Source organism: Citrobacter amalonaticus (assembly GCF_002918555.1).
Lineage (GTDB): Bacteria > Pseudomonadota > Gammaproteobacteria > Enterobacterales > Enterobacteriaceae > Citrobacter_C > Citrobacter_C amalonaticus_A.
In genome coordinates this window covers 131246-156950 of the sequence record NZ_PQMB01000003.1, presented here as the reverse complement: position 1 = coordinate 156950, position 25705 = coordinate 131246, and the positions used below count along the sequence as shown (strand labels likewise).

The window sequence follows — 25705 nt, the reverse complement described above, 5'->3', positions numbered from 1 at the left end:
CAATGTGAATAGTCAAAATGACAATGAGGCTGCCATGAGTTTTTCTGTTGATGTGCTGGCCGGTATCGCTATTGAACTACAGCGCGGTGTCGGTCATCAGGATCGTTTTCAACGTCTGATTACCACCCTGCGTCAGGTACTGGAGTGTGATGCCTCCGCGCTGCTGCGCTATGAAGCAAGACAGTTTATTCCGCTGGCGATTGATGGCCTGGCGCGCGATGTGCTGGGCAGACGTTTCACGCTGGAAGGGCATCCGCGTCTGGAGGCTATCGCCCGCGCCGGTGATGTGGTGCGCTTTCCTGCGGACAGCTCCCTGCCTGATCCCTATGACGGACTGATTCCGGGGCAGGAGAGTCTGAAGGTGCACGCCTGTATCGGCCTGCCGCTCTTTGCCGGACAAAACCTGATTGGCGCGCTGACGCTGGATGGTATGTCGCCGGATCAGTTTGATATTTTCAGCGATGAGGAGCTTCGGTTGATTGCGGCACTCGCCGCAGGAGCACTCAGCAATGCGCTGCTGATTGAACAACTGGAAAACCAGAACATGCTGCCGGGTTCATTCCCCCCGTTTGAGCAGGTGAAAGAGACGCAGATGATTGGTCTTTCACCCAATATGATGCAGTTGAAAAAAGAGATTGAGATTGTGGCGGGTTCCGATCTCAACGTCTTAATCAGCGGTGAAACCGGCACCGGGAAAGAGCTGGTGGCGAAGGCGATTCATGAAGGTTCACCACGAGCGGCGAACCCGCTGGTGTATCTCAACTGTGCCGCACTACCAGAAAGCGTTGCGGAGAGCGAGCTGTTTGGTCATGTGAAAGGGGCGTTTACCGGCGCAATCAGCAACCGTAGCGGCAAATTTGAAATGGCCGATAACGGCACGCTGTTCCTCGATGAGATTGGTGAATTGTCATTAGCGCTACAGGCTAAGCTGCTGCGCGTGTTGCAGTACGGCGATATTCAGCGTGTAGGTGACGATCGTAGCCTGCGCGTTGACGTTCGCGTGCTGGCGGCAACCAACCGGGAGCTGCGTGAAGAGGTGCTGGCCGGACGCTTTCGTGCTGATCTGTTCCATCGTCTGAGCGTCTTCCCGCTTTCTGTTCCCCCCCTGCGGGAACGGGGTGAGGACGTCGTGCTGCTGGCGGGCTACTTTTGCGAACAGTGTCGGCTACGGCTGGGGCTATCCCGCGTGGTACTGAGTCCCGGCGCCCGCACCCATTTGCTGAGCTATGGCTGGCCTGGCAATGTGCGCGAACTGGAACATGCGATTCATCGTGCGGTAGTACTCGCCAGGGCAACCCGGGCGGGAGAGGAGGTGGTGCTGGAAGCGCAGCATTTTGCCTTACAGGAGGAAACGGTAGCGCCGCCGCCGGAAGTCGCGGAGGCGTTACCGTTCAACCATAGTTTGCGGGAGGCGACGGACGCTTTCCAGCGGGAGATCATTCGCCGTGCGCTGGCACAAAATAACCACAACTGGGCGGCAAGCGCGCGGGCGCTGGAAACCGACGTCGCCAACCTGCACCGGCTGGCGAAGCGTCTGGGTCTGAAGGATTAGATAATCCCCGCCTGATAGAAATCCTGCAGGTTAATGGCGCCAGTGAGTTTGCCGTTTTCATCCACCACCGGTGCGGCAGTGATTTTGCGCTTCATCAGGATCTCTTTGGCGTCGATTGCGCGGCTTTCCGACTGTAAGGTGATGCCGTTGTGGGTCATGGCTTCGCTAACCGGCGTGGTGAGCGCGCCGCCGGCAACCAGCCAGCGACGCAGGTCGCCGTCGGTGAAGACGCCTTTTACCTGCATCTGGTCGTCACAGACGGCAACCAGCCCCAGCCCGGTGCGGCTGAGTTCCAGCATCGCGTCCATCACGCTGGTGGATAGCTGAACCTGTGGCACCGCGTCGTCACGACGCATCAGGTGATGAACCTTATTGAGCAGACGCGCGCCCAGCGCCCCCGCAGGGTGTGAGCGGGCAAAATCTTCTTCATTAAAACCGCGAGCCTGCATTACCGCCATCGCCAGCGCATCGCCCATCATTAGCGTGTTGACGGTGCTGGAGGTCGGCGCCAGGTGCATCGGGCAGGCTTCACGCTCAACGGAAATATCCAGAATGGCCTTTGCTGCCAGACCCAGCGGGGAGGCTGGCTTGCCGGTCATCGCCAGCAGGGCGACGGCTTTATCCTCCAGGCGTGGAATAATGAGATCGAGCTCTTTCGCGCCGCCGGAGTAAGAGATAAACAGCATCACGTCGCGGCTTTCGATCATCCCCAGATCGCCGTGCAGCGCTTCCGCTGGATGAACAAAAAAGGCCGGAGTGCCGGTGCTGGCAAGGGTCGCGGCGATTTTTTTGCCAATATGGCCCGACTTGCCAATCCCGGAGACAATCACTTTGCCTTCGCAGTGGATAATGATATTGGCGGCGCGGACAAAATCATCGCCCAGACGTTCCGGCAGACGGCTTGCTTCCTGTAGCTCCAGCATTAACGTCTGACGGCCTGCGTTCAGTAGTGCTTCACTCATTGCTTTCTCCGGTTATGATCACTTCAATTCCTTTCTCTTCCAGCGCTTGTCGAAACGCCGGGTCGATACCCGCGTCGGTAATCAGTTTGTCGACGCTTTCCAGGCTGCACACAACGTTGGGGCTTTTGCGGCCAAATTTCGATGAGTCAGCCATCAGAATTACTTCGCGAGCGGCATTGCACATTGCTTTGCTGACGGTATAGACCTCATTAAAGGTGGTCACCCCGGCGTTAAGGTCAATGCCGTCGGTGCCCATGAAGAGTTTATCAAAACTGAACTGCTCAAAGGCATTTTCCGCCAGCTGTCCGTGAAATGACGCCGATTTTTTACGGAACGTGCCGCCGGGCATCAGGATGGTTTGTTCGTTATCCAGTTCTGACAAGGCGTTAACAATATGCAGACTGTTGGTCATCACGGTGATATTGCTAAAGCGGGCCAGCATCGGCACCATCTGTAAAACGGTGCTTCCGGCATCAAGAATGATGGAGTCTCCGTCATGGATAAATTTGACGGCGGCTTCAGCTATCAGCGCCTTTTTAGGGGTGTTGATCAGCGTTTTGTGATCGATAGGCGGGTCGGATTCATCTTTGTTTAACACCACGCCGCCATAGGTGCGAATAACGGTGCCGGCATTTTCCAGAATGACCAGATCTTTGCGAATGGTGGTGCCTGTGGTGTCAAAGTACTGGGCCAGTTCTTCAACCGAGCATTTTCCCTGTTTTTGCAGATGTTCCAGAATCGCGGCCTGACGCTGACGAGGTTTCATAGGCGTGATTACCTTGGATTAAATTTGCGAAATGATAATTTCGCAAGCTATTAGCATTCACAACGAAATTACCCATGTTTCAGTTTAAGCGCCAATGATAGTGCATTCCGCGCCAGAGGATCATGGGGAAAGATCACATCAGGCTCTAATTCATCAAGATGTTTCCCTAACATCGAGGTTATTTTCATTGGTCTGGCGAATACGGTAAGTCCTTTCATAAATAACGTATCGGTCACGCGCTGCTTTTCATCCAGCGCAACAGCGACAACAACACGCGGTTTAAAGCGCCCGCCGGAACGCCCCACGCCGACCCGCCCCTGCTGGCAGAGCTTGTCGAACGCGCGATTAAAACGAGAAATTTGCCAGCCGCCGAGCGCCAGCTGGGCGCACCACGCAATCACGGCGACGGTAATCAGTGTCGATACCATATTGTACTCCTTATTGACTGATTCCCCGGATGGCGGCTGCGCCCGAACCGGCCTGCGAAGGCCGGTAAGTACAGCGCCACCGGGCAATCTTCACCTTAGAACATCACCTGACCGCCGGTTACGTTGATCGACTGTCCGGTACAGTACGACGCTTTTTGGCTTGCATAGAACAGCAGCATGTTCAGTACGTCCTGATAATCGCAGCCGCGCTTCAGCGGCACTTTATCAATGTAATACTGCTCCACTTCGTGTGGTTCAATGCCGAGTTTGGTGGCGTACTGCGGTAGCAGAGACTGGAACATGGGAGATTTCAGCAGGTTGCCCAGCATCAGCGAATGAACGGTAATGCCATACTCTGCCAGATCCAACGCCAGCGACTGGGTTAAGCCCACGCCGCCAAACTTCGCCGCGCTGTAGCCGGAGTTGTGTTTACTGCCCACTTTCCCGGATTTGGAGTTGATCTGAATAATGCGTCCCTCAATACCATCGCGGATCATAAGGCGCGAGAACTCACGCGCACAGAGGAAGTACCCCACCAGATTCACCTGCAGCGAGCGGTCGAAATCACCAAGCTGAAAATCGCTGATAAACGCCGCTTTGGCGATACCCGCGCTGTAGACCAGCAGATCCACACGCCCAAAGATTTTATCGACTCCGCGAGAAAGGGCGAGAACGCTCTGTTCGCTGGTGGCGTCAGCGCCAAAACCGTACGCCATCTCTTCACCAAATTCGGCGTTAATCTCCTGCGCCACACTGACGGCCTTATCGCTCTGGATATCGACCACGGCTACGCGGTAACCTTCCGCAGCAAGCCCACGGCAGAGGAACGCCCCCAGGGTCTGGCCTCCACCAATGACAACGGCAACCTGATTCATTTTTCTCTCCTTTAGCCTTAAGCGATAAACTTCAAAATACAGCCCGGTGCGATATCGCCCGGTACCGGCCCCGCCACATGGACGGTGCCCGGAAATTCTGCTTCGTTCAGTCCGTCGAAGCGCAGGGTGATATGCCCCAGTTCCCGCAGGTTTTGTTCGGCCACGCTCCCGACCGCGGTAACCGGATAACGGCGTTCGCCCAGTTCAAACTGTGCGCCGGGTTGCAGCGTGCCGTGCAGCTCTCCATGGCAGTGGATAAAGCAAAACTCTTCAATATCCGCAGGTGCGCCTTCACGAAAGGTAATCAGCATCCGATCGCAAAGCGCATCCGGCGCGCTCTGGCCGATACGGGTGATGGTGGTCTGATAAATCACGGTCATGTCGGAACCTCTTATTGATAAATAAAACCAGAAATAAACCAGGCAACAAGCACGGTAGGCGCCCCGGTCAGGAAGCGGCTAACCAGTACGGAAGGCACGCCAACGCGGACCGTATCCTGGCGGGCCTCTGCCAGCGACAGACCAACCGGAATGAAGTCGCACGCGGCCTGGGCGTTAATGGCGAAGAGGGCGGGCAGCGCCAGATGGGGAGGGATATTACCCAGACCAATCTGGACGCCAATCAGTACGCCGATAACCTGCGCGATCACCGCGCCAGGGCCGAGGAAGGGCGACAGCAGCGGGAATGAGCAGATTAGCGCCAGCGTTACCAGGCCCAGCGGATGGCTGGCAAGCGGTGCCAGACCGTGGGCGATCCAGTCACCGAGGCCGGAGGCCATGATGATGCCGATAAGCGCCGAAACGAATGCCATAAACGGCAGAATGGTTTTCAGCACCGTATCAATGGTGTCGCGACCAGACTGAAACAGCACCGCCACGGCCGAACCCATACCCATACCGACTTTCGCCAGCAGGCCGTCACTTTGTTCGGTGATCTTTTTGCTGGTGTCGTAATCGCGCCCGGTTTTGGCGGCAGATTGCGGTGCGGCTGATGCCTCACCCACAATGCTGACGTTATCTTCCTTCACCCCGGAGACATAAATGTCCTCCAGGATATACTGCGCCAACGGCCCCGATTTCCCTGTCGAATGAATGTTAATGGTTGGAATTCGGCGTTTTGGATAGATACCGCAGCGTAGCGTGCCGCCGCAGTCGATAATCGCGGCGCCAATCTCCTCCTCTGGCGGTTCGCCTTCCTTAAATCCATCCACCGCCTGCCAGCCTGTCAATTGTTCTAGTTTGTCGACAATGGCAGGCCGCGTTCCGGCAGTGATGTAGACAATTTTCTTTCCGGGAGTCGCGTCCAGTTCCAGCGGGCCGCCCCAGCCACCGGTGCCTTTCTCAATACGAATACGCGTCATGATGTCGCTCCTGACAGATGGACTTTTTGCTCAAGTTGAATCCCCATTTTTTTCTCAAAGAGTGAGGTCGTGAGGTCCGTTACCCAGCCACGGAAGAAATTGGTGACCAGACCGACCAGCAGGTAACTCACTGCGAGTGGGCCGAGAGGAAGTCCCAGGGTTGTCAGACCGCTGGCGATACCCAGATAAACAAACAGCTCGCCGGGGTTGATATGCGGAAACAGCCCGTTCATTGAGTGGCAGCTATAGGACGCCGCAGCGTAATAACTTGGCTTGTACTTCTCTGGCATAAAGCGACCCAGACTCAGGGTCATCGGGTTACAAAAAACAAATGTTCCGATGAACGGCAGCAGCAGGTAGCGGGATAACGGGTTTCCGGCGCAGCGCTGGGCAAAACGTTCAATACGCTGCTGGCCGATGAAATTAATCAGCGCATTCATGATAACCAGCAGGCTAATCAGTAGCGGGAGAATGCCGGTCACCATGCCGGTAAACACCTCTCCGCCCTTCTGGAACAGCCCGATGAACCACTCTGCACCCTGTGTGATGGTTTCAATCATTGTTCTCTCCTGTAGGAACTTATTGTTATCTTGCTAAACGGTACAATATTTTAATCACATTGAAAGATATGAAAGTGTTATTTTGATCTCAAAATGAAAGATAAATATTTTAAAGTGAAAGTTTACAGGTGGGAAACGGAGATTTGAATAACGGGAGGCATAAATTCGGTCAGAGAGAGTGACTACTGCTTCCTTGTGTGACGGCGGATGCTTTACCATAATTGCTCTGGCTGAATTTGTTTAATGGATGTCTCATGTTCAAGCGTCGTTATGTAGCATTACTTCCCTTTTTTGTGTTGCTTGCCGCCTGTAGCAGCAAGCCGAAACCCGCAGAGAGTCAAACGACCACAGGGACGCCGACGGGCGGCTTCCTGCTTGAGCCGCAGCATAATGTGATGCAGATGGGCGGCGACTTCGCCAGTAACCCGAATGCCCGGCAGTTCATTGATAAAATGGTGAGCAAGCACGGCTTTGATCGTCAGCAGCTACAGGAGATTCTGTCGCAGGCGAAACGGCTGGATTATGTTTTGCGTTTGATGGATCGTCAGGCGCCAACCACTCAGCCGCCAGCCGGACCGAACGGCGCCTGGTTGCGCTATCGCAAGCAGTTCATCACCCCGGATAACGTGCAAAATGGCGTGGCGTTCTGGAATCAGTACGAGGATGCGCTGAACCGCGCGTGGCAGGTATACGGCGTACCGCCTGAGATTATTGTCGGTATCATTGGTGTGGAAACGCGCTGGGGCCGCGTCATGGGGAAAACGCGCATTCTGGATGCGCTGGCGACGCTGTCGTTTAATTATCCGCGCCGGGCAGAGTATTTCTCCGGTGAGCTGGAAACCTTCCTGCTGATGGCGCGTAACGAACAGGACGATCCGCTGGATCTGAAAGGTTCCTTCGCAGGAGCGATGGGCTATGGTCAGTTTATGCCGTCGTCATACAAAGAATATGCGGTGGATTTCAACGGCGACGGACACATCAACCTGTGGGATCCTGTTGATGCCATCGGCAGCGTGGCGAACTATTTTAAAGCGCACGGCTGGGTGAAAGGCGACGCGGTAGCGGTGATGGCGAACGGTCAGACGTCGGGGCTGGCGAATGGCTTCAAAACCCAATACAGTGTCTCGCAGCTTGCCGCTGCCGGACTCACGCCGCAGCAATCGCTGGGTAACCATCAGCAGGCCAGCCTGCTGCGTCTGGATATCGGAACGGGGTATCAGTACTGGTACGGCTTACCGAACTTCTACGCCATTACCCGCTATAACCACAGTACGCATTATGCGATGGCGGTCTGGCAGCTTGGTCAGGCTGTTGCACTGGCGCGCGTACAATAAGGTATGCTGATGAAGGGAGGCCGTGACCTCCCTTCGTCTCCCCAACGTTTTTTCTGAATCCTCCTCGTAAAATTGTGACCTCATCCCCATCTCTGTCAGGAAAGTGCTATCTTGTCCGGCATATTTTTTTAACTGACAGAGGCTGAAATGACTGACAGTGAACTGATGCAGTTAAGCGAGCAGGTGGGGCTGGCGCTGAAAGCGCGCGGAGCAACGGTGACGACTGCCGAATCCTGCACCGGCGGTTGGCTGGCGAAATCCATTACCGATATCGCCGGGAGCTCCGCCTGGTTTGAGCGCGGGTTTGTGACTTACAGCAATGAAGCCAAAGCGCAAATGATTGGCGTACGTGAAGAGACGCTGGCGCAGCATGGCGCGGTGAGTGAAGAGGTGGTGGTTGAGATGGCCATCGGCGCGTTAAAAGCGGCGCGAGCGGATTACGCTCTCTCTGTTAGCGGCATCGCCGGGCCGGATGGCGGCAGCGAAGAAAAGCCCGTGGGTACCGTCTGGTTTGCTTTTGCCTGCGCAAATGGAGAAGGGATCACCCGTCGGGAGTGCTTCCGTGGTGACCGCGATGCGGTGCGTCGACAGGCAACCGCTTATGCGTTACAGACCCTGTGGCAACAATTTCTACAAAAGGCTTGATACTGTATGACTATACAGTATAATTGCCTCAACAGTACAGAATTCACTATCCGGTTTTATCCGGCATGACAGGAGTAATTAATGGCTATCGACGAAAACAAACAGAAAGCGTTGGCGGCAGCGCTGGGCCAGATCGAAAAGCAATTCGGTAAAGGCTCCATCATGCGCCTGGGTGAAGACCGTTCTATGGATGTGGAAACGATCTCCACCGGTTCGCTTTCACTGGATATCGCACTGGGTGCAGGCGGTCTGCCAATGGGCCGTATCGTCGAAATCTACGGGCCGGAATCTTCCGGTAAAACGACCCTGACTCTGCAGGTGATTGCCGCCGCGCAGCGTGAAGGTAAAACCTGTGCGTTTATCGATGCGGAACACGCGCTGGATCCCATTTATGCCCGCAAGCTGGGTGTCGATATCGACAATCTGCTCTGCTCTCAGCCGGATACCGGTGAGCAGGCGCTGGAAATCTGTGACGCGCTGGCGCGTTCAGGTGCCGTTGACGTTATCGTTGTCGACTCCGTTGCGGCGCTGACGCCGAAAGCGGAAATTGAAGGCGAAATCGGCGACTCTCACATGGGCCTCGCGGCACGTATGATGAGCCAGGCGATGCGTAAGCTGGCCGGTAACCTGAAGCAGTCCAACACGCTGCTGATTTTCATCAACCAGATCCGTATGAAGATTGGCGTGATGTTCGGTAACCCGGAAACCACTACCGGTGGTAACGCGCTGAAATTCTACGCATCCGTTCGTCTGGACATCCGTCGTATTGGCGCGGTGAAAGAGGGCGATAACATTGTCGGTAGCGAAACCCGCGTGAAGGTTGTGAAGAACAAAATCGCGGCGCCGTTTAAACAGGCTGAGTTCCAGATCCTCTACGGTGAAGGCATCAACTTCTATGGCGAACTGGTCGATCTGGGCGTGAAAGAGAAGCTGATTGAAAAAGCGGGTGCCTGGTACAGCTACAACGGTGAGAAGATTGGTCAGGGTAAAGCGAATGCGACGACCTGGCTGAAAGATAACCCGGCGACGGCGAAAGAGATCGAGAAAAAGGTTCGTGAGCAGCTGCTGAGCAACCAGGATTCCACACCGGATTTCTCCGTTGATGATGGCGCAGGCGTTGCGGAAACCAACGAAGATTTCTGATAGTCTGCTTTAATCCCCCAAGGGTCGCTTATGCGGCCCTTTTGCTTTTTAACCGCAACAGGTTTTGTATGAGTCAACCGACACCGCGCCGACCCGCATATTCCCGTCTGTTAGATCGCGCTGTTCGCATCCTGGCGGTGCGCGACCACAGTGAACAGGAGCTCAGACGCAAGCTGTCCGCCCCGGTCATGGGGAAAAACGGGCCTGAAGAGATGGATGCAACGCCAGAGGATTATGATCGCGTTATCGCCTGGTGCTACGAGCATAACTATCTGGATGATAACCGCTTTGTCGTGCGCTTAATTGCCAGTCGAAGTCGTAAAGGTTATGGCCCGGCACGTATTCGGCAGGAGCTAAATCAGAAAGGCATTGCACGGGCAGCCATTGAGAAAGCGATGCGTGAATGTGATATTGACTGGGGCGTTCTGGCGCGCGAACGGGCCATGCGGAAGTTCGGCGAGCCGTTACCCTCAACCTTTTCAGAAAAGGTAAAAGTCCGGCAATTTTTGCTTTATCGCGGGTATCTGATGGAGGATATCCAGGACATATGGCGAAATTTTGAAGATTGACTGCATACGGGATTTTACTTCCCCGTGAAGAAAACTTATCTTATTCCCACTTTTTCAATTGCCAGCCGGGCAGGGTATATGAGCGCTGATGCTGGTAATGATATTTCGTTAGCTTGATTTCAGGATAATTATGAGCAAGAGCACCGCTGAGATCCGTCAGGCGTTTCTCGATTTTTTCCATAGTAAAGGACATCAGGTAGTTGCCAGCAGCTCCCTGGTACCAAACAATGATCCCACTCTGCTGTTCACCAACGCCGGGATGAACCAGTTCAAGGACGTGTTCCTTGGGCTCGATAAGCGTAATTATTCCCGCGCGACCACTTCCCAGCGTTGCGTACGCGCGGGCGGTAAGCACAACGATCTGGAAAACGTCGGTTACACTGCGCGTCACCATACCTTCTTCGAAATGCTGGGCAACTTCAGCTTCGGCGACTATTTCAAACATGATGCTATCCAGTTCGCGTGGGAACTGCTGACCGGTGATAACTGGTTTGCCCTGCCGAAAGAGCGTTTGTGGGTCACCGTCTACGAAACCGACGATGAAGCCTATGAAATCTGGGAAAAAGAAGTCGGCATTCCGCGCGAACGTATCATTCGTATTGGCGACAACAAAGGCGCGCCGTATGCCTCTGACAACTTCTGGCAGATGGGGGATACCGGTCCTTGCGGTCCGTGCACCGAGATTTTCTACGATCACGGCGACCATATCTGGGGTGGCCCTCCGGGAAGCCCGGAAGAAGATGGCGATCGCTATATTGAGATCTGGAACATCGTCTTCATGCAGTTCAACCGCCAGGCTGACGGTACAATGGAGCCGCTGCCGAAACCGTCCGTGGATACCGGTATGGGGCTGGAGCGTATTGCGGCCGTGCTGCAACACGTTAACTCCAACTATGAAATTGACCTGTTCCGCACGCTGATTCAGGCCGTCGCGAAAGTCACTGGCGCAACCGATCTGAGCAACAAGTCGCTGCGCGTTATTGCTGACCATATTCGCTCCTGCGCATTCCTGATCGCTGATGGCGTGCTGCCGTCCAATGAAAACCGTGGCTATGTACTGCGTCGTATCATTCGTCGCGCGGTTCGTCATGGCAACATGCTGGGCGCTAAAGAGACCTTCTTCTACAAGCTGGTTGGTCCGCTGGTTGAGGTGATGGGATCCGCGGGCGAAGAGCTGAAGCGTCAGCAGGCCCAGGTTGAGCAGGTGCTGAAAACAGAAGAAGAGCAGTTTGCCCGCACGCTGGAGCGTGGTCTGGCGCTGCTGGACGAAGAGCTGGCGAAACTTTCCGGCGATACGCTGGATGGTGAAACCGCCTTCCGTTTGTATGATACCTATGGCTTCCCGGTTGATCTGACGGCGGACGTTTGCCGTGAGCGCAACATCAAAGTGGATGAAGCCGGTTTTGAAGCGGCGATGGAAGAGCAGCGCCGTCGTGCGCGTGAAGCCAGCGGTTTTGGCGCAGACTACAACGCGATGATCCGCGTTGATGGCGCATCTGAATTTAAAGGCTATGACCATCTGGAGCTGAACGGCAAAGTGACTGCGCTGTTTGTGGATGGCAAAGCTGTTGATGCAATTAATGCGGGCCAGGATGCGGTTGTCGTGCTGGATCAGACGCCGTTCTATGCAGAATCAGGCGGTCAGGTTGGCGATAAAGGCGAACTGAAAGGCGCGGGCTTCGCGTTTGCTGTCAGCGATACGCAAAAATATGGTCAGGCGATTGGTCATATCGGCAAACTTTCTGCGGGTTCTCTGAAAGTGGGCGATGCGGTACAGGCTGACGTGGACGAAGCTCGCCGTGCGCGTATCCGTCTGAATCACTCAGCGACGCACCTGATGCACGCAGCGCTGCGCCAGGTTCTGGGCACACACGTGGCGCAGAAAGGCTCGCTGGTTAATGACAAGATTCTGCGCTTCGATTTCTCTCATAATGAAGCGATGAAACCTGCTGAAATCCGTGCGGTTGAAGATCTGGTGAACGCGCAAATTCGCCGTAACCTGCCCGTTGAAACCAACGTAATGGATCTTGACGCGGCGAAAGCGAAAGGCGCAATGGCGCTGTTTGGTGAGAAATACGATGAGCGCGTTCGCGTGCTGAGCATGGGTGATTTCTCTACCGAACTGTGCGGCGGGACACATGCCAGCCGTACCGGTGATATCGGCCTGTTCCGCATTGTGTCTGAATCCGGCACCGCGGCAGGCGTACGCCGTATCGAAGCGGTAACGGGTGAAGGGGCGATTGCCACCGTACATGCCGAAAGCGATCGCTTAAATGATATTGCGCATCTGCTGAAAGGCGATAGCCAGAATCTGGGTGACAAAGTTCGCTCCGTGCTGGAGCGTACGCGTCAGCTTGAGAAAGAGTTACAGCAGTTGAAAGAACAAGCTGCAGCGCAGGAAAGTGCGAATCTTTCCAGTAAGGCAGTGGATATCAACGGTGTTAAGCTGTTGGTGAGTGAGCTTGCGGGTGTTGAGCCGAAAATGTTGCGTACTATGGTTGATGATTTGAAAAATCAACTGGGGTCGACCATTATCGTGCTGGCAACGGCAGTTGAAGGTAAGGTTTCTCTGATTGCTGGTGTGTCTAAGGATGTGACAGACCGTGTCAAAGCAGGGGAACTGGTAGGTATGGTCGCTCAGCAGGTAGGCGGCAAAGGCGGTGGTCGTCCGGACATGGCGCAAGCCGGTGGTACGGACGCCGCAGCTCTGCCAGCTGCGTTAGCCAGTGTGCAAGCCTGGGTCAGCGCAAAACTATAAAATATATACACAAAATCATTCATGCTGCATTGCGGCGGCAAGTGAATGAGTCCCTCGTAATGTCGGAGTCGTACAGGCCTGGGATGAATGAGCGCAGCCAACAAAAGGCAGCCTGAAGGATGAAGTGTATAAGCGTTCGCCAGCGCCGCGGAGTCTGCTCTGCGGCGTTTGCATCAACGTTATCGACAACGATAAAGTCAGGTTGAAGTTGTGTATATCGGCTAAACTTAGGTTTAACAGAATGTGATGCCATGACTGCTTACATGTAATGTGTTTGTCATCGCTTACTTTTTGGCGTTATATGATGGATAATGCCGGGATACAGAGAGACCCGACTCTTTTAATCTTTCAAGGAGCAAAGAATGCTGATTCTGACTCGTCGAGTTGGTGAGACCCTCATGATTGGAGATGAGGTCACCGTGACAGTTTTAGGGGTGAAGGGCAACCAGGTACGCATTGGCGTAAACGCCCCGAAAGAAGTTTCTGTCCATCGTGAAGAGATCTACCAGCGTATTCAGGCTGAAAAATCCCAGCAGTCCAGTTACTAAGGTTTCTGCGTCTCACCTTTACGGGTGAGACGCAACCTGAATCACCCGCTTTACCTCCCTGTTTTTGCACTCTGCTGCTTTATCTCTTGTTTTGCTTCTCTCTCTTTTCTTTCCGGACCGTTTTCCTTATGCCGTTCAGCCTGCGTCAGGTACCGATTTATCTGTTGATAAAACACTCTTTTTGTCGTTTTAGCAGACTAATTGTGCGTGAAATGTGCAAACGATAAAAGCACAGGAAAAATTGTTTGACTTATAAGTCCCAGAAAGTAATATGTGCGCCACGCAGCGACGATGAGCAGAAACAAGTTCTTCGAAGCACTCGTAAGAGGCGTGTGGTGAGGTGGCCGAGAGGCTGAAGGCGCTCCCCTGCTAAGGGAGTATGCGGTCAAAAGCTGCATCCGGGGTTCGAATCCCCGCCTCACCGCCATTTGCATCCGTAGCTCAGCTGGATAGAGTACTCGGCTACGAACCGAGCGGTCGGAGGTTCGAATCCTCCCGGATGCACCATATTCTCCGTTCTTTCAGTAATGAAGGTATGGACAAGGTGGCGGTAATAATCGCAGGCACCAGGGAGAATAACGTTGCTTCAGCAACGGCCCAAAGGGCGAGCCGCAAGGCGAGTCATCCTCCCGGATGCACCATCTTACTTGAGTACGGCGGTTACGCGGTACCTGGTATCAGCAGTAAAGCAGTAATTCCGATGCATCCGTAGCTCAGCTGGATAGAGTACTCGGCTACGAACCGAGCGGTCGGAGGTTCGAATCCTCCCGGATGCACCATATTCTCCGTTCTTTCAGCAATGAAGGTATGGACCAGGTGGTGGTAGTAATCGCAGACACCAGGGAAGATAACGTTGCTTCAGCAACGGCCCGAAGGGCGAGCCGCAAGGCGAGTTATCCTCCCGGATGCACCATCTATTACCCAGTATGGCGTTGACGCGATACCTGGTATCAGCAGTAAATCAGCAAGTCCCGATGCATCCGTAGCTCAGCTGGATAGAGTACTCGGCTACGAACCGAGCGGTCGGAGGTTCGAATCCTCCCGGATGCACCATATTCTCCGTTCTTTCAGCAATGAAGGTATGAACCCGGTGGCGGCAGTAATCGCAGGCACCAGGGAGAATAACGTTGCTTCAGCAACGGCCCGAAGGGCAAGCCGCAAGGCGAGTCATCCTCCCGGATGCACCATCTATTAGCCAGTATGGCGTTGACGCGATACCTGGTATCAGCAGTAAATCAGCAAGTCCCGATGCATCCGTAGCTCAGCTGGATAGAGTACTCGGCTACGAACCGAGCGGTCGGAGGTTCGAATCCTCCCGGATGCACCATATTCTCCGTTCTTTCAGCAATGAAGGCATGAACCCGGTGGCGGCAGTAATCGCAGGCACCAGGGAAGATAACGTTGCTTCAGCAACGGCCCGAAGGGCGAGCCGCAAGGCGAGTCATCCTCCCGGATGCACCATATTCTCCGTTCTTTGAAGGCATGAACCCGGTGGCGGTAATAATCGCACGCGCCAGTGAGCCATCTTCCCGAATTTAAAACACTTCTTAACATCACACCCTGAACAATCCTCATTATCTCCGCCAGCGACAAAAAGAGACAATTGCGATAAAGTAACGTCTGGTTATTCGGCTTGTGAGAAGACGATGTACGAACGTTATGCGGGTTTAATTTTTGATATGGATGGTACCATCCTGGATACCGAACCGACGCACCGTAAAGCGTGGCGCGAGGTAACAAGGCGCTATGGCCTCCACTTTGATGAACACGCCATTGTGGCGCTTAATGGTTCCCCAACCTGGCGTATTGCGCAGTCGATCATTGAACTCAATCATGCCGATCTTGATCCCCACGCGTTAGCAAATGAAAAAACCATTGCTGTAAAAAGTATGTTGCTTGACAGCGTAGAGCCTCTGCCGTTGGTTGAGGTGGTTAAAGCCTGGCATGGGCGCAGACCGATGGCGGTAGGAACGGGAAGCGAGAGCATGATTGCAGAAGCATTGCTGGCGCACCTGGGGCTGCGTCATTACTTTGCCGCTGTCGTCGCTGCCGATCACGTCCAGCGTCACAAGCCTGCTCCGGATACCTTCCTGCTGTGCGCAGAGCGTATGGGCGTGATACCGGCGCACTGCGTGGTGTTTGAAGATGCAGACTTCGGTTTGCAGGCCGCATGCGCAGCAGGGATGGATGCTGTGGATGTCCGACTATTGTGAGTGACGGGCTGTCACTCCTGTCCCTGTTTGCCAGTAGTTTTCTCAGCGCTACGCTGTTGCCCGGAAACTCTGAAGTTGTTTTGGTGGCGATGCTACTGTCCGGGGTGAGTCATCCCTGGATCTTAGTGTTAACAGCAACAATGGGTAATAGCCTTGGAGGGTTAACTAACGTTATCCTTGGGCGTTTCTTTCCGTTGCGCAAAACATCGCGCTGGCAAGAAAAAGCCACTGGCTGGCTGAAGCGCTATGGCGCTGTCACACTATTATTAAGCTGGATGCCGGTTGTGGGTGATCTGCTGTGCCTGCTGGCGGGATGGATGCGCATCCCATGGGGACCGGTGATATTTTTTTTATGTCTTGGTAAAGCGTTGCGCTATGTTGTTGTCGCAGCGGCTACGGTTCAGGGCATGATATGGTGGCACTAATTGTGTTGTGGAATAGCCTTTAGGGTAACCATTACCGTTATGCTGATTAAAACGATTTTGACAGGCGGGAGGTCAATTTGATCCCGGACGTATCACAGGCTCTGGCCTGGCTGGAAAAGCACCCTCAGGCACTGAAGGGGATTCAGCGTGGACTGGAGCGCGAAACACTGCGCGTTAATGCAGACGGCACACTGGCAACAACAGGTCATCCGGAGGCGTTAGGCTCAGCGCTGACGCATAAATGGATAACCACCGATTTTGCTGAAGCTCTGCTGGAGTTTATTACTCCGGTAGACGGCGATATTGATCATATGCTGACCTTCATGCGCGACCTGCATCGTTTTACCGCCAGAAATCTGGGCGACGAGCGTATGTGGCCGTTGAGCATGCCTTGCTATATTGCTGAAGGCCAGGATATCGAGCTGGCGCAGTACGGTTCCTCTAACGTGGGTCGTCTGAAAACACTGTATCGCGAAGGCCTGAAAAATCGTTACGGCGCGTTGATGCAAACCATCTCAGGCGTGCATTACAACTTCTCGCTGCCGATGGCGTTCTGGCAGGCGAAGTGCGGCGTTACTGAAGGTGAAGATGCGAAGGAAAAAATATCCGCCGGTTACTTCCGTCTGATTCGCAACTACTACCGTTTCGGTTGGGTCATTCCATATCTGTTTGGCGCCTCTCCGGCGATCTGCTCCTCCTTCCTGCAAGGTAAGCCGACCACGCTGCCGTTTGAGAAAATGGAGTGCGGGATGTATTACCTGCCGTACGCGACGTCGCTGCGTCTGAGCGATCTGGGTTATACCAATAAGTCGCAAAGCAATCTCGGGATCACGTTTAACGATCTGTACGAATATGTGGCAGGATTGAAGCGGGCGATTAAAACGCCTTCTGATGAGTATGCGAATATCGGGCTGGAGAAGGATGGTAAACGCCTGCAAATCAACAGCAACGTGCTGCAAATTGAAAACGAGCTGTATGCGCCAATCCGTCCGAAACGCGTAACGCGCAGCGGGGAGTCGCCTTCGGATGCGCTACTGCGCGGCGGTATCGAATATATTGAAGTCCGCTCGCTGGATATTAATCCGTTCTCGCCAATTGGCGTGGATGAGCAGCAGGTGCGTTTCCTGGATCTGTTTATGGTCTGGTGTGTACTGGCCGATGCGCCTGAAATGAGCAGCGACGAGTTGCTGTGTACCCGCACCAACTGGAATCGGGTGATTCTGGAAGGTCGCAAGCCGGGACTGACGTTAGGCATTGGCTGTGAGGCCGCCCAGTTCCCGCTGCCGAAAGTGGGTAAAGATCTGTTCCGCGATCTGAAGCGTGTGGCACACACGCTGGACAGCATTCACGGCGGAGAAGAGTATCAAAAAGTGTGTGATGAACTTGTCGCCAGCTTTGATAATCCTGAGCTGACGTTCTCAGCGCGCATTCTGCGGTCTATGCTTGATACAGGCATTGGCGGTACCGGTAAAGCGTTGGGTGAAGCTTACCGGAATCTGCTGCGCGAAGAGCCGCTGGAGCTTTTGCAGGAAGAGGATTTCATTGCTGAGCGTGACGCGTCAAAACGTCGCCAGCTTGAGGTTGAAGCGGCGGACACTGAGCCGTTTGCGACGTGGCTTGCCCGGCACGCGTAACAGAAAAGAAAAAGGCCACTCGTGAGTGGCCAAAATTTCATCTCTGAAAACAGGGATGATGATAACAAATGCGCGTCTTTCATATACTCAGACTCGCCCCGGAATAAAGAGTTCAGTTTATTTTAAAAAAATTATCGGAGGTGGCTAAATGCCGTTGTTAGATAGCTTCACTGTCGATCATACCCGGATGGAAGCACCTGCTGTTCGTGTCGCCAAAACGATGAACACCCCGCATGGCGATGCCATTACCGTGTTTGATCTGCGTTTCTGCATCCCTAATAAAGAAGTGATGCCGGAAAAGGGGATTCATACGCTGGAACACCTGTTCGCAGGTTTTATGCGTAACCACCTGAACGGCAACGGCGTTGAGATTATCGATATCTCTCCGATGGGCTGCCGTACGGGTTTCTATATGAGTCTGATTGGTACGCCTGACGAGCAGCGCGTGGCGGATGCGTGGAAAGCGGCGATGGCTGACGTACTGAAAGTGCAGGATCAGAATCAGATCCCGGAGCTGAACGTTTATCAGTGCGGTACGTATCAGATGCACTCTCTGAGCGAGGCTCAGGATATCGCGCGTCACATCCTGGATCATGATGTTCGCATTAACAGCAATGACGAGCTGGCTCTGCCGAAAGAGAAACTTCAGGAACTGCACATCTAGCTGGAGTGCCGGATGGCGATGCTAAAGCATCTTCTAAGGCCCTGGTCCTGAGCAACTGTAAGCCGGGTAAGCGTTAGCGCTACCCGGCTTTGTTTATACATCCACCACCCGATACTCCACGCAGTGCGCTAGGTCAGGTTGTGGTACTTCCGGTTTCGCTGCCATGCGCATCATTCCCGCATCCGGTCGGTTAAAAGGGAATGTAAGCAATAAAAAAGGGATCCGCAGATCCCTTTATCTTAGTGCTTAGTGCGCACCGCCGCCGCCGCCGCCGCCGCCCGCGCCAAAGGGCGGTTTGGCAAACCAGACCAGTCCAAGTAACACCAGGAAGATCCCCGCCGACATCCAGAAGATTTCATTCGCGGAGATAATCAGCCCCTGGTTCGTGATCTGTTGGGCCAGCCAGCCGGAAGCCTGCTGCTGCGTCATTCCTAATCCCTGTAGCTGATCGTACATTGCCTGGGAATTGGGATTGTACGGATTCACCGACTCGGTCAGCTGGGCATGGTGCATGGATTCGCGGTTGGTCCACATTGTGGTGGTAATGGATGTGCCAATGGAGCCCGCCAGCGTTCGCGTAAAGTTGGACAAGCTCGATGCCGCCGCCAGACGCTCAGGCGGAAGGCCGGAGAGCGTGATGGTGGTCAGTGGCATAAAGAAGCACGCCACGGCAAAGCCCTGAATAAACTGTGGCCAGGCCGATGCGCCGAAATCCATACCGGGTTCGAAGGTGTATGCGCGCCAGTAGAAACAGACGGCGTACATGATGAAGCTGAACGTCACCAGCCTGCGCATATCCAGCTTATGCGCAAAGCGCCCGATAATCGGCGACAGAATCACCGGAATCACCCCAACCGGAGCGGATGCCAGGCCTGCCCATGTCGCGGTATACCCATACACCTCCTGCAATAGCTGCGGCAACAAGACTATCGCGCCGAAGTAGAGCATATAGGCGAGGCTGATACACAAACAGCCGATGGTGAAATTTCGCGACTTAAAGAGCGAGAGATCGACAATGGGGTTATCATCAGTCAGCTCCCAGACAATCAGGAAGCTAATAGCGACCACCGCCACCACGGTCAGAATGATGACCTCCTGGGAGGCGAACCAGTCCAGCTCCTTCCCACGATCAAGCATGATTTGCAGACTGCCGATCCCAACCACCAGGAGCGCCAGGCCGATAGCGTCAATTCGCCGCTGCTCGGTACGGGTTTCACGACCACGCAGGGTTTGCAGCGTCATCAGCACCACCACAATACCAATAGGCACGTTGATGAAGAAGATCCAACCCCAGTGGTAATTGTCGCTGATATAGCCGCCAAGAATCGGGCCGCAAATCGGGGCGACGATAACCGTCATCGACCACAACGCCAGGGCGATAGAGCGCTTTGCGGGGGGATAGTTATTGAGCAGCAGACTTTGCGAAAGCGGAATCAACGGCCCGGCAACCACCCCCTGAACCACGCGGAAGAAGATCAGCATGTTCAGGCTGCTGGAAACGCCGCACGCCCACGAGGCAATGGCAAACGCCACCGTTGACCACATGAACAGTTTGACTTCTCCGACGCGCTTCGCCAGCCAGCCAGTAACAGGAATTGAGATGGCATTCGCCACCCCGAAGGAGGTGATCACCCATGTCCCCTGGCTCAGTGAAGAGCCAAGGTTCCCGGCGATAGTGGGTATCGCCACGTTAGCAATGGTGGAGTCCAGCACCTGCATGAATGTCGCCAGCGACAGCGCAATCGTCATAATGACGAGCTGCGCGCCCTCCAGCGGTTTTTGCTGTTGCATCACACGCACCTCAGCGTTAGCCTGCGTTGGCCTGCACAATCTCTTCGATCAGCTTATTGACCGGAACAAGGCTGATTTCACGGGCGTTACTCTCAGAGACCGGCGTGGTGCGTACCTGGCTTGCCAGCACCTGCCCGTCGCGATTTGAGGTATCAATTGTAACCAGCGTTGATAAACCAATTCGCAGCGGATGCTGTGCCAGCTGCTGCGCGTCCAGTTCGATACGTACCGGAAGACGCTGAACTACTTTGATCCAGTTACCGGTCGCGTTCTGCGCCGGGAGCAGGGAGAAGGCGCTACCTGTCCCCATATCAAGGCCGACGACTTTACCGGTGTATTTCACATCATCGCCGTAAATATCACTGATAATCGTTGCCGGTTGGCCAATGCGCATGTGTGCCAGCTGCGTCTCTTTGAAGTTAGCATCCACCCACAGATTGGTCGCGGGAACCACCGCCATCAGCGGGGTCGTCGGGCTAATCTGCGCACCTGGCTGTACGGCGCGGCGCGAGACGTAGCCGGTCATCGGGCTGACGATTTTAGTACGCTCCAGCGCAAGCCAGGCGTTACGAACTTCGGTCGCCGCCTGTTGTACCGCAGGCTGATCTTCCAGTTTACTGCCGAGGATCATCGCCTGATTGGCGTTATATTGTTGAATAGCAACATCCAGCTGCGCCTGGGCGCTGGCAACGGCATCGCGGGCATGTTGCAGCTCTTCGCGGCCAATCAGATTGGCGTTGCCCAGCGGCACGCGGCGGTTAAAGTCGCTTTGCGCCTGTGCCAGTGCGGTTTTCTGCACCTCAATGCTTGCCTGCAGCTGTTTGCTGTTGATCATCAACTGGTGAGTCTGGCGCACGCTGGAGGCCAGCGCGGTTTTGGCTTTTTCAAATGCCTGTTTCGCATCTGTTTGATCAAGCGTAACCAGTACGTCGCCTTTTTTTACAAAGTCAGTATTATCGGCCCAGACTTTCGTCACGCTGCCCGATACCTGAGCCATAATTTGTACCTGGTTTCCTGCCACGTACGCATCATCCGTCTCTTCGATATGACGCAGTACCAAAAACCAATAGATCCCATATGCCACGGCAATAGTAATAAAGAGCAAGGTGAGAATGATCAGCATACGTTTACGTTTACCGTTCTTCTTCACCGGTTGCTGCGGGGTTTGAGTCTCCGCATTTGCGCTCATGTTGTTCTCCACGATCTTATTCTCACATCGGCTGAGCCGACTTGTTTGTCAGAAAGGCCAGCAGGTTGAGTGCTGGCCAGTCAGTTTTCTTTTTATCAATCTGGATTTTTGAGCGTGTCGACGCGTTAGCGTAGCGCCTCAAGAATAGCGCCATCCTGATCCATCTGGTCGAGACGGGTCAGTAGCTTACGGGTGATGTGCTCAAGTTGATCTTTTTCAGCAATGCTGAGGGCGGACCAGAGTTGATGCAGGCAATGGTGCTGCGGTGGCAGAACCTCGCGCAAAAACGCGTGACCTTTGTCAGTCAGCTGCAGATGCAGGCAGCGACGGTCGTTGTCGCTTTCACGACGCTCGATCCAGCCGCGTTTTTCTAACTCATCGGCAATACGTGTCGCGTTGGTACGGGATGAACCCAACGCGCAGCTCAGTTCAGATGGCTGAATGCTGTGATTTTCCTGAGACTCCAGCGTAATCAACGCCATAAACAACGTCTCGTTAATCCCCTGAGCCTTCAGCATTTTATTGCGGTTTTCCAGCAACTTGCCCTGCATATGCATACAGAGTCGGGTCAGAAGGATCTCCTGATACGGAAATTCTTCGTGGCGGCTGGCGCGAAATTTTAGCATTTGTTCAATGGGCGTAAACGAACTATCCATTTGGGCATGACCTCATTAATTTCAGCCGATATAGTAACGACAGTGACAAATAAAGTAAATGTATTATTAAATTAAAATTATTCCTTCAATCTATATAATCGTCAGCATTTTCCAGGCCAGTCCATAGCCCAGAGCACTCAATAACGTTGGAATGATAATGCTGCGAGTTTTATAGAAGCTTGCACCCAGCACAGCAAACCCCACCAGAGTTGGCGCAAACCGACGGGCGTCGTGCATCACTTCCGGTGCGGTAGACACCACCAGCAGGGCGCAAATTGATGCTATGCCGATAGTGTCGAGTAATACGCCAGTCGGTCCCCGCCGGGTCGGTCGGGTACTGGCGACTCTCAGGCGTAGTGGCAGATAGCGAAAACAATAATTAACGCCACCGACCAGCAGGCCCAGTAGCAAAACGTCATAACTCATCGGGCGCTCCTTGCCAGAAAGACTGGAGCAGCGCCGTCAGGCATCCGCAGACGATCCCTGCGAGAATCGCCGCAGGAATAGAAAAAAGTATCACGCCAGCCAGCGCACCGGTTAAGGCTGCCGTGACGCACAGCGACTGTTTGCGCTGGAATGATGCGAGCAGGAAGCTCATAAACAGCGCGGGCAGCATAAAACCTAATGCCGCCTCCACCGCCGGATACCCGTTCAACAATCCACTGCCGGAGAAGGCACCAATAATTGTGCCGAAAACCCAGGAGGCCCAGGAGCATAAGGCGATGCCAGTCATCCAGTTTTCACTCCAGCGACGGTTGTCGCGCACCAGCTTCGCGGTGGCGGCGGCAAACACTTCGTCGGTGAGGCCAAATGCCCACAGGGCGGTTTTAGGTTTACTGAGGCGCTGGATGATGCGGCTGCGCAAAGAGGGACCGTACAGCACATGGCGTACGTCCATTGCCATAACGGTGAGTGCGGCGACCCATAAGGTACTGCCCGCGGCGAGCATGGTGGTAATAACGAACTGGCTGGCGCCAGCATAAATAATGCAGGAGAAAAAGACGCTTTCAGCAGGAGTGAATCCCAGTTTTGTGGCATTAAGTCCAAACGCAAAAGCGACCGGAATATAACTGATAACTATCGGTAAACTGTCTTTAAATCCTTCCGTGAAGGATGCAGGGCTGGGTTCGGACTGGGGAGCAGGGATTTCCATAGGATGTCGCGCGTTGTTACCGATAATAAAATAATCAGAATAAATGAATCCTGTAACCTTAACAGACTGCGGGACTCCTTAACAACCTAAGGAGTCCAAACAGACGTAAACGCTTGCTAACCGCTTAAATTGCGGCTTCCTGACGGTGAAAACCTCGCCACCAGACCAGCAGGTTGGCCAGGGCAACGGTCGTACCTGCCAGACAAACACCCGCCCAGCCAGCATGCTGCCAGGCGGAGGCCGAAATCAACGAACCGGCGGCACCGCCGATAAAGTAGCTGGTCATATAACCCGCCGTGAGACGGTTACGGGCGTCCGGATGGAGACGATAAATCACCGTCTGGTTGGTGATATGCACGCCCTGAACGGTGAGATCCAGGACCAGAATGCCGATGATTAACGCCACGACCGAAGTATGTCCGAACCAGATAGCCAGCCAGGAGAGCAACAGCAGCAGCAGGCCGATGGTGGTAGTGAGATGGGATTTCCCTTTATCCGTAAGACCACCCGCTGGACGCGCGCCCAGCGCACCGGCAGCGCCTGCCAGACCGAACAGGCCAATTATCCCTTCGGAATAGTTAAACGGCGCGCCAGCGAGTAAAAAGGCCATCGAGGTCCAGAGAATGCTGAAGTTGGCGAACGTCAGGCAGCCCAGCATCGCGCGGGTGCGTAGGAGTTTATCGTGAATAAACAGGCTGAATACCGAACCCAGCAGCTGCGGATAGTTGAGATGCGTCCGGGATTTGACCTTCGGCAAACCGCGCCACAGGGCAAGGGCCATCAGAGCCATCAGCGCCGAGGCAACCCAGAAGACCGTCCGCCAGCCGCCAAGACTCGCCAGAAGCCCGGCGATGGTTCGCGCCAGCAGGATCCCCAGCAGCAGACCGCTCATAATGGTACCAACCACTTTACCGCGCTTATCCGGCGTGGCGAGCGTGGCGGCCAGCGGTACCAGAATCTGGGCGACGACGGAGAACAGCCCTGTCAGTGCGGTACCCAGGATCATCATCGTCAGCGACTGGCTGCTGGCGGTGATAAGCATCCCGCCTGCCGCCAGTAGCGTCATAGAAACGATCAGCGTCCGACGTTCGAACATATCGCCGAGCGGTACCAGAAACAGTAGCCCGGCGGCGTAGCCCAACTGTGCGGCGGTGACGATAAAGCCTGCCGAAGTGGCGGAAAGCGAGAAATTGTTTGCGATGGTGTCGAGAAGCGGCTGCGCATAATAGTTGCTGGCGACGGCCAGACCGGTTGCCACAGACATTAAAACAATCAGCGCCGGGCTAAGCCCGTGAGTGGGTTTGGTCATGATTTGTAATCGTGAGTCGGGAAGTGATTTCCAGGGAAATAAATAATAGCGGATGTTTGTGGCGGGAGGGGGATTGTTGCGTGGTGGATTGTGCGGTTGGGGAAGAGGGCAGGATGCCGGGAACCGTGCGTCCCCGGCTGAAAAGATTATTTCTGTGCGGCCAGCGCCTCTTTCACCCAGCCGTCAAACTGCGGCTGGTGGGCTTTGATCCAGCCGTCAACGTGACCCTGGATGTCTGCCTCAGTCGCTTTACCGGCATGCATCATTGCGTTCTGTGCGTTGATATCCGCCAGCGGCAGTTTCATGATGGCAAACAGCTTCGCCGCTGCCGGGTTTTTCTCTGCCCAGGCAAGATTTGCCACGATGTGCATGGTGTTTACCGGGAAGCCATAGTTCGCGCCGTTCGGCAGTCTGGTATCGATATCTTTCTGCTCACCCGGCAGAGAGGAGAACGGTACTTGCAGCCAGACCACATCTTTACCCGGCTTCATGACATCGCTCACCCAGTACGGGGTCCAGGTGTAGTACAGAATGGGCTTGCCTTCTTTAAAGCGGGTAATGGTGTCAGCCATCATCGCAGCATAGTTACCGTGGCTGACGTCGACGGTTTTAGCCAGATCGAAGGCTTTGTTCTGGTGGTTGATGACTGCTTCGCAGCCCCAGCCTGGAGAACAGCCCATCATGTCTGCTTTTCCATCGCCGTTAGTATCAAAGATTTTGGCGATTTTCGGATCTTTGAGCTGAGCGATATTGGTGATTTTGTACTGCTCTGCGGTTTTTTTGTCGATCAGATAACCCTGCGCGGCACCGGTGACAAATACCCCCTCGCGATAAAACTTTTTATCTCCGCCCGCAGCAGCATACATATCATCATGCAGCGGTTGCCAGTTCACGGCGGTGAACGTGGCATCGCCAGAGGCAATGGAGGTGTAGCCCACGTTGTAGTCGACTTCACTGGGCTTATTAACGGTGTAACCCAGTTTTTCCAGCGCACGACTGACCAGCAGCGTCTGGAAGGTTTCTTCTGTGATGGTGCTCTGTATCGGTTGTATGGTAATGCCTTTACCTGGCTGGTCGGAAGCCCAGGCGCTGGTAGAGACAAGGGTGGCAAACGCTGTGGCAATGATTAGATTCTGTCGCATCGTTGTTCCTTTAATACACTTCATTCTTC

25 protein-coding genes and 5 tRNA genes are annotated in these 25705 nt (G+C 54.3%); 16 read left to right on the top strand and 14 right to left on the bottom strand.

Annotated elements, in window-relative coordinates; translation table 11 throughout:
- The first annotated feature begins 34 nt into the window (after window positions 1-34).
- Window positions 35-1552 (top strand): nitric oxide reductase transcriptional regulator NorR, encoded by a 1518-nt coding sequence (gene norR, locus C3432_RS13315; protein WP_103777097.1) that lies wholly within the window; start codon window positions 35-37, stop codon window positions 1550-1552.
- On the opposite strand, the gene gutQ is transcribed toward norR, so the two are convergent.
- The 7 genes from gutQ to srlA form a co-directional block, all read right to left on the bottom strand.
- Complete coding sequence (gene gutQ, locus C3432_RS13310; RefSeq protein ID WP_103777096.1) at window positions 1549-2514, bottom strand: arabinose-5-phosphate isomerase GutQ; 966 nt, start codon at window positions 2512-2514, stop codon at window positions 1549-1551. The two genes, norR and gutQ, sit on opposite strands and share 4 nt — an antisense overlap.
- Window positions 2507-3280, bottom strand: a complete 774-nt coding sequence (gene srlR, locus C3432_RS13305) for a glucitol operon DNA-binding transcriptional repressor SrlR (protein ID WP_103777095.1) — start codon at window positions 3278-3280, stop codon at window positions 2507-2509. The genes gutQ and srlR overlap by 8 nt, the downstream gene beginning before the upstream one ends.
- A 68-nt stretch (window positions 3281-3348) precedes the next feature.
- The gene (gutM, locus tag C3432_RS13300) at window positions 3349-3708 is read right to left on the bottom strand and encodes a transcriptional regulator GutM (RefSeq protein ID WP_103777094.1); all 360 of its coding nucleotides are present in this window, start codon (window positions 3706-3708) and stop codon (window positions 3349-3351) included.
- Window positions 3709-3803: 95 nt separating this feature from the next.
- Window positions 3804-4583, bottom strand: a complete 780-nt coding sequence (srlD, locus tag C3432_RS13295) for a sorbitol-6-phosphate dehydrogenase (protein WP_103777093.1) — start codon at window positions 4581-4583, stop codon at window positions 3804-3806.
- A 17-nt stretch (window positions 4584-4600) separates the two neighbouring features.
- Window positions 4601-4963: a PTS glucitol/sorbitol transporter subunit IIA gene (gene srlB / locus C3432_RS13290; RefSeq protein ID WP_103777092.1), complete on the bottom strand. Its 363-nt coding sequence runs from the start codon at window positions 4961-4963 to the stop codon at window positions 4601-4603.
- An 11-nt stretch (window positions 4964-4974) separates the two neighbouring features.
- Window positions 4975-5943, bottom strand: coding sequence for a PTS glucitol/sorbitol transporter subunit IIB (gene srlE / locus C3432_RS13285; protein ID WP_103777091.1), 969 nt, complete (start codon window positions 5941-5943; stop codon window positions 4975-4977).
- Window positions 5940-6503 carry a PTS glucitol/sorbitol transporter subunit IIC gene (srlA, locus tag C3432_RS13280; protein ID WP_103777090.1) on the bottom strand — a complete coding sequence of 188 codons (564 nt, stop codon included), beginning with the start codon at window positions 6501-6503 and terminating at the stop codon, window positions 5940-5942. The genes srlE and srlA overlap by 4 nt, the downstream gene beginning before the upstream one ends.
- Before the next feature lie 254 nt (window positions 6504-6757).
- Between srlA and mltB the strand changes: the two genes are divergently transcribed.
- The 15 genes from mltB (at window position 6758) to luxS (ending at window position 18436) form a co-directional block, all read left to right on the top strand.
- A complete protein-coding gene (gene mltB / locus C3432_RS13275) occupies window positions 6758-7837 on the top strand; it encodes a lytic murein transglycosylase B (RefSeq protein WP_103777089.1) in 1080 nt (359 codons plus the stop codon).
- A gap of 147 nt (window positions 7838-7984) precedes the next feature.
- Complete coding sequence (pncC, locus tag C3432_RS13270) at window positions 7985-8482, top strand: nicotinamide-nucleotide amidase (protein WP_103777088.1); 498 nt, start codon at window positions 7985-7987, stop codon at window positions 8480-8482.
- A gap of 81 nt (window positions 8483-8563) precedes the next feature.
- A complete protein-coding gene (gene recA, locus C3432_RS13265; RefSeq protein WP_103777087.1) occupies window positions 8564-9625 on the top strand; it encodes a recombinase RecA in 1062 nt (353 codons plus the stop codon).
- Between the two features lie 68 nt (window positions 9626-9693).
- Window positions 9694-10194, top strand: coding sequence for a recombination regulator RecX (gene recX / locus C3432_RS13260; RefSeq protein WP_103777086.1), 501 nt, complete (start codon window positions 9694-9696; stop codon window positions 10192-10194).
- A gap of 130 nt (window positions 10195-10324) precedes the next feature.
- On the top strand, window positions 10325-12952 hold the full coding sequence (gene alaS, locus C3432_RS13255; RefSeq protein ID WP_103777085.1) for an alanine--tRNA ligase: 2628 nt from the start codon (window positions 10325-10327) through the stop codon (window positions 12950-12952).
- A gap of 362 nt (window positions 12953-13314) precedes the next feature.
- On the top strand, window positions 13315-13500 hold the full coding sequence (gene csrA, locus C3432_RS13245; RefSeq protein ID WP_000906486.1) for a carbon storage regulator CsrA: 186 nt from the start codon (window positions 13315-13317) through the stop codon (window positions 13498-13500).
- Between the two features lie 334 nt (window positions 13501-13834).
- A tRNA-Ser gene (locus C3432_RS13240) sits at window positions 13835-13927 on the top strand.
- A gap of 3 nt (window positions 13928-13930) precedes the next feature.
- Window positions 13931-14007, top strand: a tRNA-Arg gene (locus C3432_RS13235).
- Window positions 14008-14202: 195 nt separating this feature from the next.
- Window positions 14203-14279: transfer RNA gene (locus tag C3432_RS13225), tRNA-Arg, on the top strand.
- 197 nt (window positions 14280-14476) lie between these two features.
- Window positions 14477-14553 (top strand) — tRNA-Arg (locus C3432_RS13220).
- A gap of 197 nt (window positions 14554-14750) precedes the next feature.
- Window positions 14751-14827 (top strand) — tRNA-Arg (locus C3432_RS13215).
- A 319-nt stretch (window positions 14828-15146) separates the two neighbouring features.
- The gene (yqaB, locus tag C3432_RS13210) at window positions 15147-15713 is read left to right on the top strand and encodes a fructose-1-phosphate/6-phosphogluconate phosphatase (protein WP_103777083.1); all 567 of its coding nucleotides are present in this window, start codon (window positions 15147-15149) and stop codon (window positions 15711-15713) included.
- Entirely contained in the window at window positions 15710-16138 is a 429-nt protein-coding gene (locus tag C3432_RS13205; protein ID WP_103777082.1) for a YqaA family protein, read from the top strand. Before yqaB ends, C3432_RS13205 begins: the two co-directional genes overlap by 4 nt.
- A 77-nt stretch (window positions 16139-16215) precedes the next feature.
- Window positions 16216-17772, top strand: coding sequence for a glutamate--cysteine ligase (gene gshA, locus C3432_RS13200; protein WP_103777081.1), 1557 nt, complete (start codon window positions 16216-16218; stop codon window positions 17770-17772).
- A gap of 148 nt (window positions 17773-17920) precedes the next feature.
- Window positions 17921-18436 carry an S-ribosylhomocysteine lyase gene (gene luxS / locus C3432_RS13195; RefSeq protein WP_103777080.1) on the top strand — a complete coding sequence of 172 codons (516 nt, stop codon included), beginning with the start codon at window positions 17921-17923 and terminating at the stop codon, window positions 18434-18436.
- Between the two features lie 246 nt (window positions 18437-18682).
- Here luxS and emrB read toward each other — a convergent pair whose 3' ends face one another.
- From emrB to proX, 7 genes are all read right to left on the bottom strand, one after another.
- The gene (gene emrB, locus C3432_RS13190; RefSeq protein ID WP_103777079.1) at window positions 18683-20227 is read right to left on the bottom strand and encodes a multidrug efflux MFS transporter permease subunit EmrB; all 1545 of its coding nucleotides are present in this window, start codon (window positions 20225-20227) and stop codon (window positions 18683-18685) included.
- 16 nt (window positions 20228-20243) lie between these two features.
- Window positions 20244-21416 carry a multidrug efflux MFS transporter periplasmic adaptor subunit EmrA gene (gene emrA, locus C3432_RS13185; RefSeq protein ID WP_103777078.1) on the bottom strand — a complete coding sequence of 391 codons (1173 nt, stop codon included), beginning with the start codon at window positions 21414-21416 and terminating at the stop codon, window positions 20244-20246.
- A 125-nt stretch (window positions 21417-21541) separates the two neighbouring features.
- Window positions 21542-22072 (bottom strand): transcriptional repressor MprA, encoded by a 531-nt coding sequence (mprA, locus tag C3432_RS13180; RefSeq protein WP_103777077.1) that lies wholly within the window; start codon window positions 22070-22072, stop codon window positions 21542-21544.
- A gap of 90 nt (window positions 22073-22162) precedes the next feature.
- The gene (ygaH, locus tag C3432_RS13175; protein WP_103777076.1) at window positions 22163-22498 is read right to left on the bottom strand and encodes an L-valine transporter subunit YgaH; all 336 of its coding nucleotides are present in this window, start codon (window positions 22496-22498) and stop codon (window positions 22163-22165) included.
- Entirely contained in the window at window positions 22488-23225 is a 738-nt protein-coding gene (locus C3432_RS13170) for an AzlC family ABC transporter permease (RefSeq protein WP_103777075.1), read from the bottom strand. The genes ygaH and C3432_RS13170 overlap by 11 nt, the downstream gene beginning before the upstream one ends.
- A 124-nt stretch (window positions 23226-23349) precedes the next feature.
- Entirely contained in the window at window positions 23350-24534 is a 1185-nt protein-coding gene (locus C3432_RS13165; RefSeq protein ID WP_103777074.1) for an MFS transporter, read from the bottom strand.
- Window positions 24535-24680: 146 nt separating this feature from the next.
- Window positions 24681-25676, bottom strand: a complete 996-nt coding sequence (gene proX / locus C3432_RS13160) for a glycine betaine/L-proline ABC transporter substrate-binding protein ProX (RefSeq protein ID WP_103777073.1) — start codon at window positions 25674-25676, stop codon at window positions 24681-24683.
- Window positions 25677-25705 lie beyond the last annotated feature (29 nt).

Coding starts and splice junctions, on each gene's coding strand:
- norR (WP_103777097.1), top strand. CDS start 35: ATGAGTTTTTCTGTTGATGTGCTGGCCGGTATCGCTATTGAACTACAG.
- gutQ (WP_103777096.1), bottom strand. CDS start 2,514: ATGAGTGAAGCACTACTGAACGCAGGCCGTCAGACGTTAATGCTGGAG.
- srlR (WP_103777095.1), bottom strand. CDS start 3,280: ATGAAACCTCGTCAGCGTCAGGCCGCGATTCTGGAACATCTGCAAAAA.
- gutM (WP_103777094.1), bottom strand. CDS start 3,708: ATGGTATCGACACTGATTACCGTCGCCGTGATTGCGTGGTGCGCCCAG.
- srlD (WP_103777093.1), bottom strand. CDS start 4,583: ATGAATCAGGTTGCCGTTGTCATTGGTGGAGGCCAGACCCTGGGGGCG.
- srlB (WP_103777092.1), bottom strand. CDS start 4,963: ATGACCGTGATTTATCAGACCACCATCACCCGTATCGGCCAGAGCGCG.
- srlE (WP_103777091.1), bottom strand. CDS start 5,943: ATGACGCGTATTCGTATTGAGAAAGGCACCGGTGGCTGGGGCGGCCCG.
- srlA (WP_103777090.1), bottom strand. CDS start 6,503: ATGATTGAAACCATCACACAGGGTGCAGAGTGGTTCATCGGGCTGTTC.
- mltB (WP_103777089.1), top strand. CDS start 6,758: ATGTTCAAGCGTCGTTATGTAGCATTACTTCCCTTTTTTGTGTTGCTT.
- pncC (WP_103777088.1), top strand. CDS start 7,985: ATGACTGACAGTGAACTGATGCAGTTAAGCGAGCAGGTGGGGCTGGCG.
- recA (WP_103777087.1), top strand. CDS start 8,564: ATGGCTATCGACGAAAACAAACAGAAAGCGTTGGCGGCAGCGCTGGGC.
- recX (WP_103777086.1), top strand. CDS start 9,694: ATGAGTCAACCGACACCGCGCCGACCCGCATATTCCCGTCTGTTAGAT.
- alaS (WP_103777085.1), top strand. CDS start 10,325: ATGAGCAAGAGCACCGCTGAGATCCGTCAGGCGTTTCTCGATTTTTTC.
- csrA (WP_000906486.1), top strand. CDS start 13,315: ATGCTGATTCTGACTCGTCGAGTTGGTGAGACCCTCATGATTGGAGAT.
- yqaB (WP_103777083.1), top strand. CDS start 15,147: ATGTACGAACGTTATGCGGGTTTAATTTTTGATATGGATGGTACCATC.
- luxS (WP_103777080.1), top strand. CDS start 17,921: ATGCCGTTGTTAGATAGCTTCACTGTCGATCATACCCGGATGGAAGCA.
- emrB (WP_103777079.1), bottom strand. CDS start 20,227: ATGCAACAGCAAAAACCGCTGGAGGGCGCGCAGCTCGTCATTATGACG.
- emrA (WP_103777078.1), bottom strand. CDS start 21,416: ATGAGCGCAAATGCGGAGACTCAAACCCCGCAGCAACCGGTGAAGAAG.
- mprA (WP_103777077.1), bottom strand. CDS start 22,072: ATGGATAGTTCGTTTACGCCCATTGAACAAATGCTAAAATTTCGCGCC.
- ygaH (WP_103777076.1), bottom strand. CDS start 22,498: ATGAGTTATGACGTTTTGCTACTGGGCCTGCTGGTCGGTGGCGTTAAT.
- C3432_RS13170 (WP_103777075.1), bottom strand. CDS start 23,225: ATGGAAATCCCTGCTCCCCAGTCCGAACCCAGCCCTGCATCCTTCACG.
- C3432_RS13165 (WP_103777074.1), bottom strand. CDS start 24,534: ATGACCAAACCCACTCACGGGCTTAGCCCGGCGCTGATTGTTTTAATG.
- proX (WP_103777073.1), bottom strand. CDS start 25,676: ATGCGACAGAATCTAATCATTGCCACAGCGTTTGCCACCCTTGTCTCT.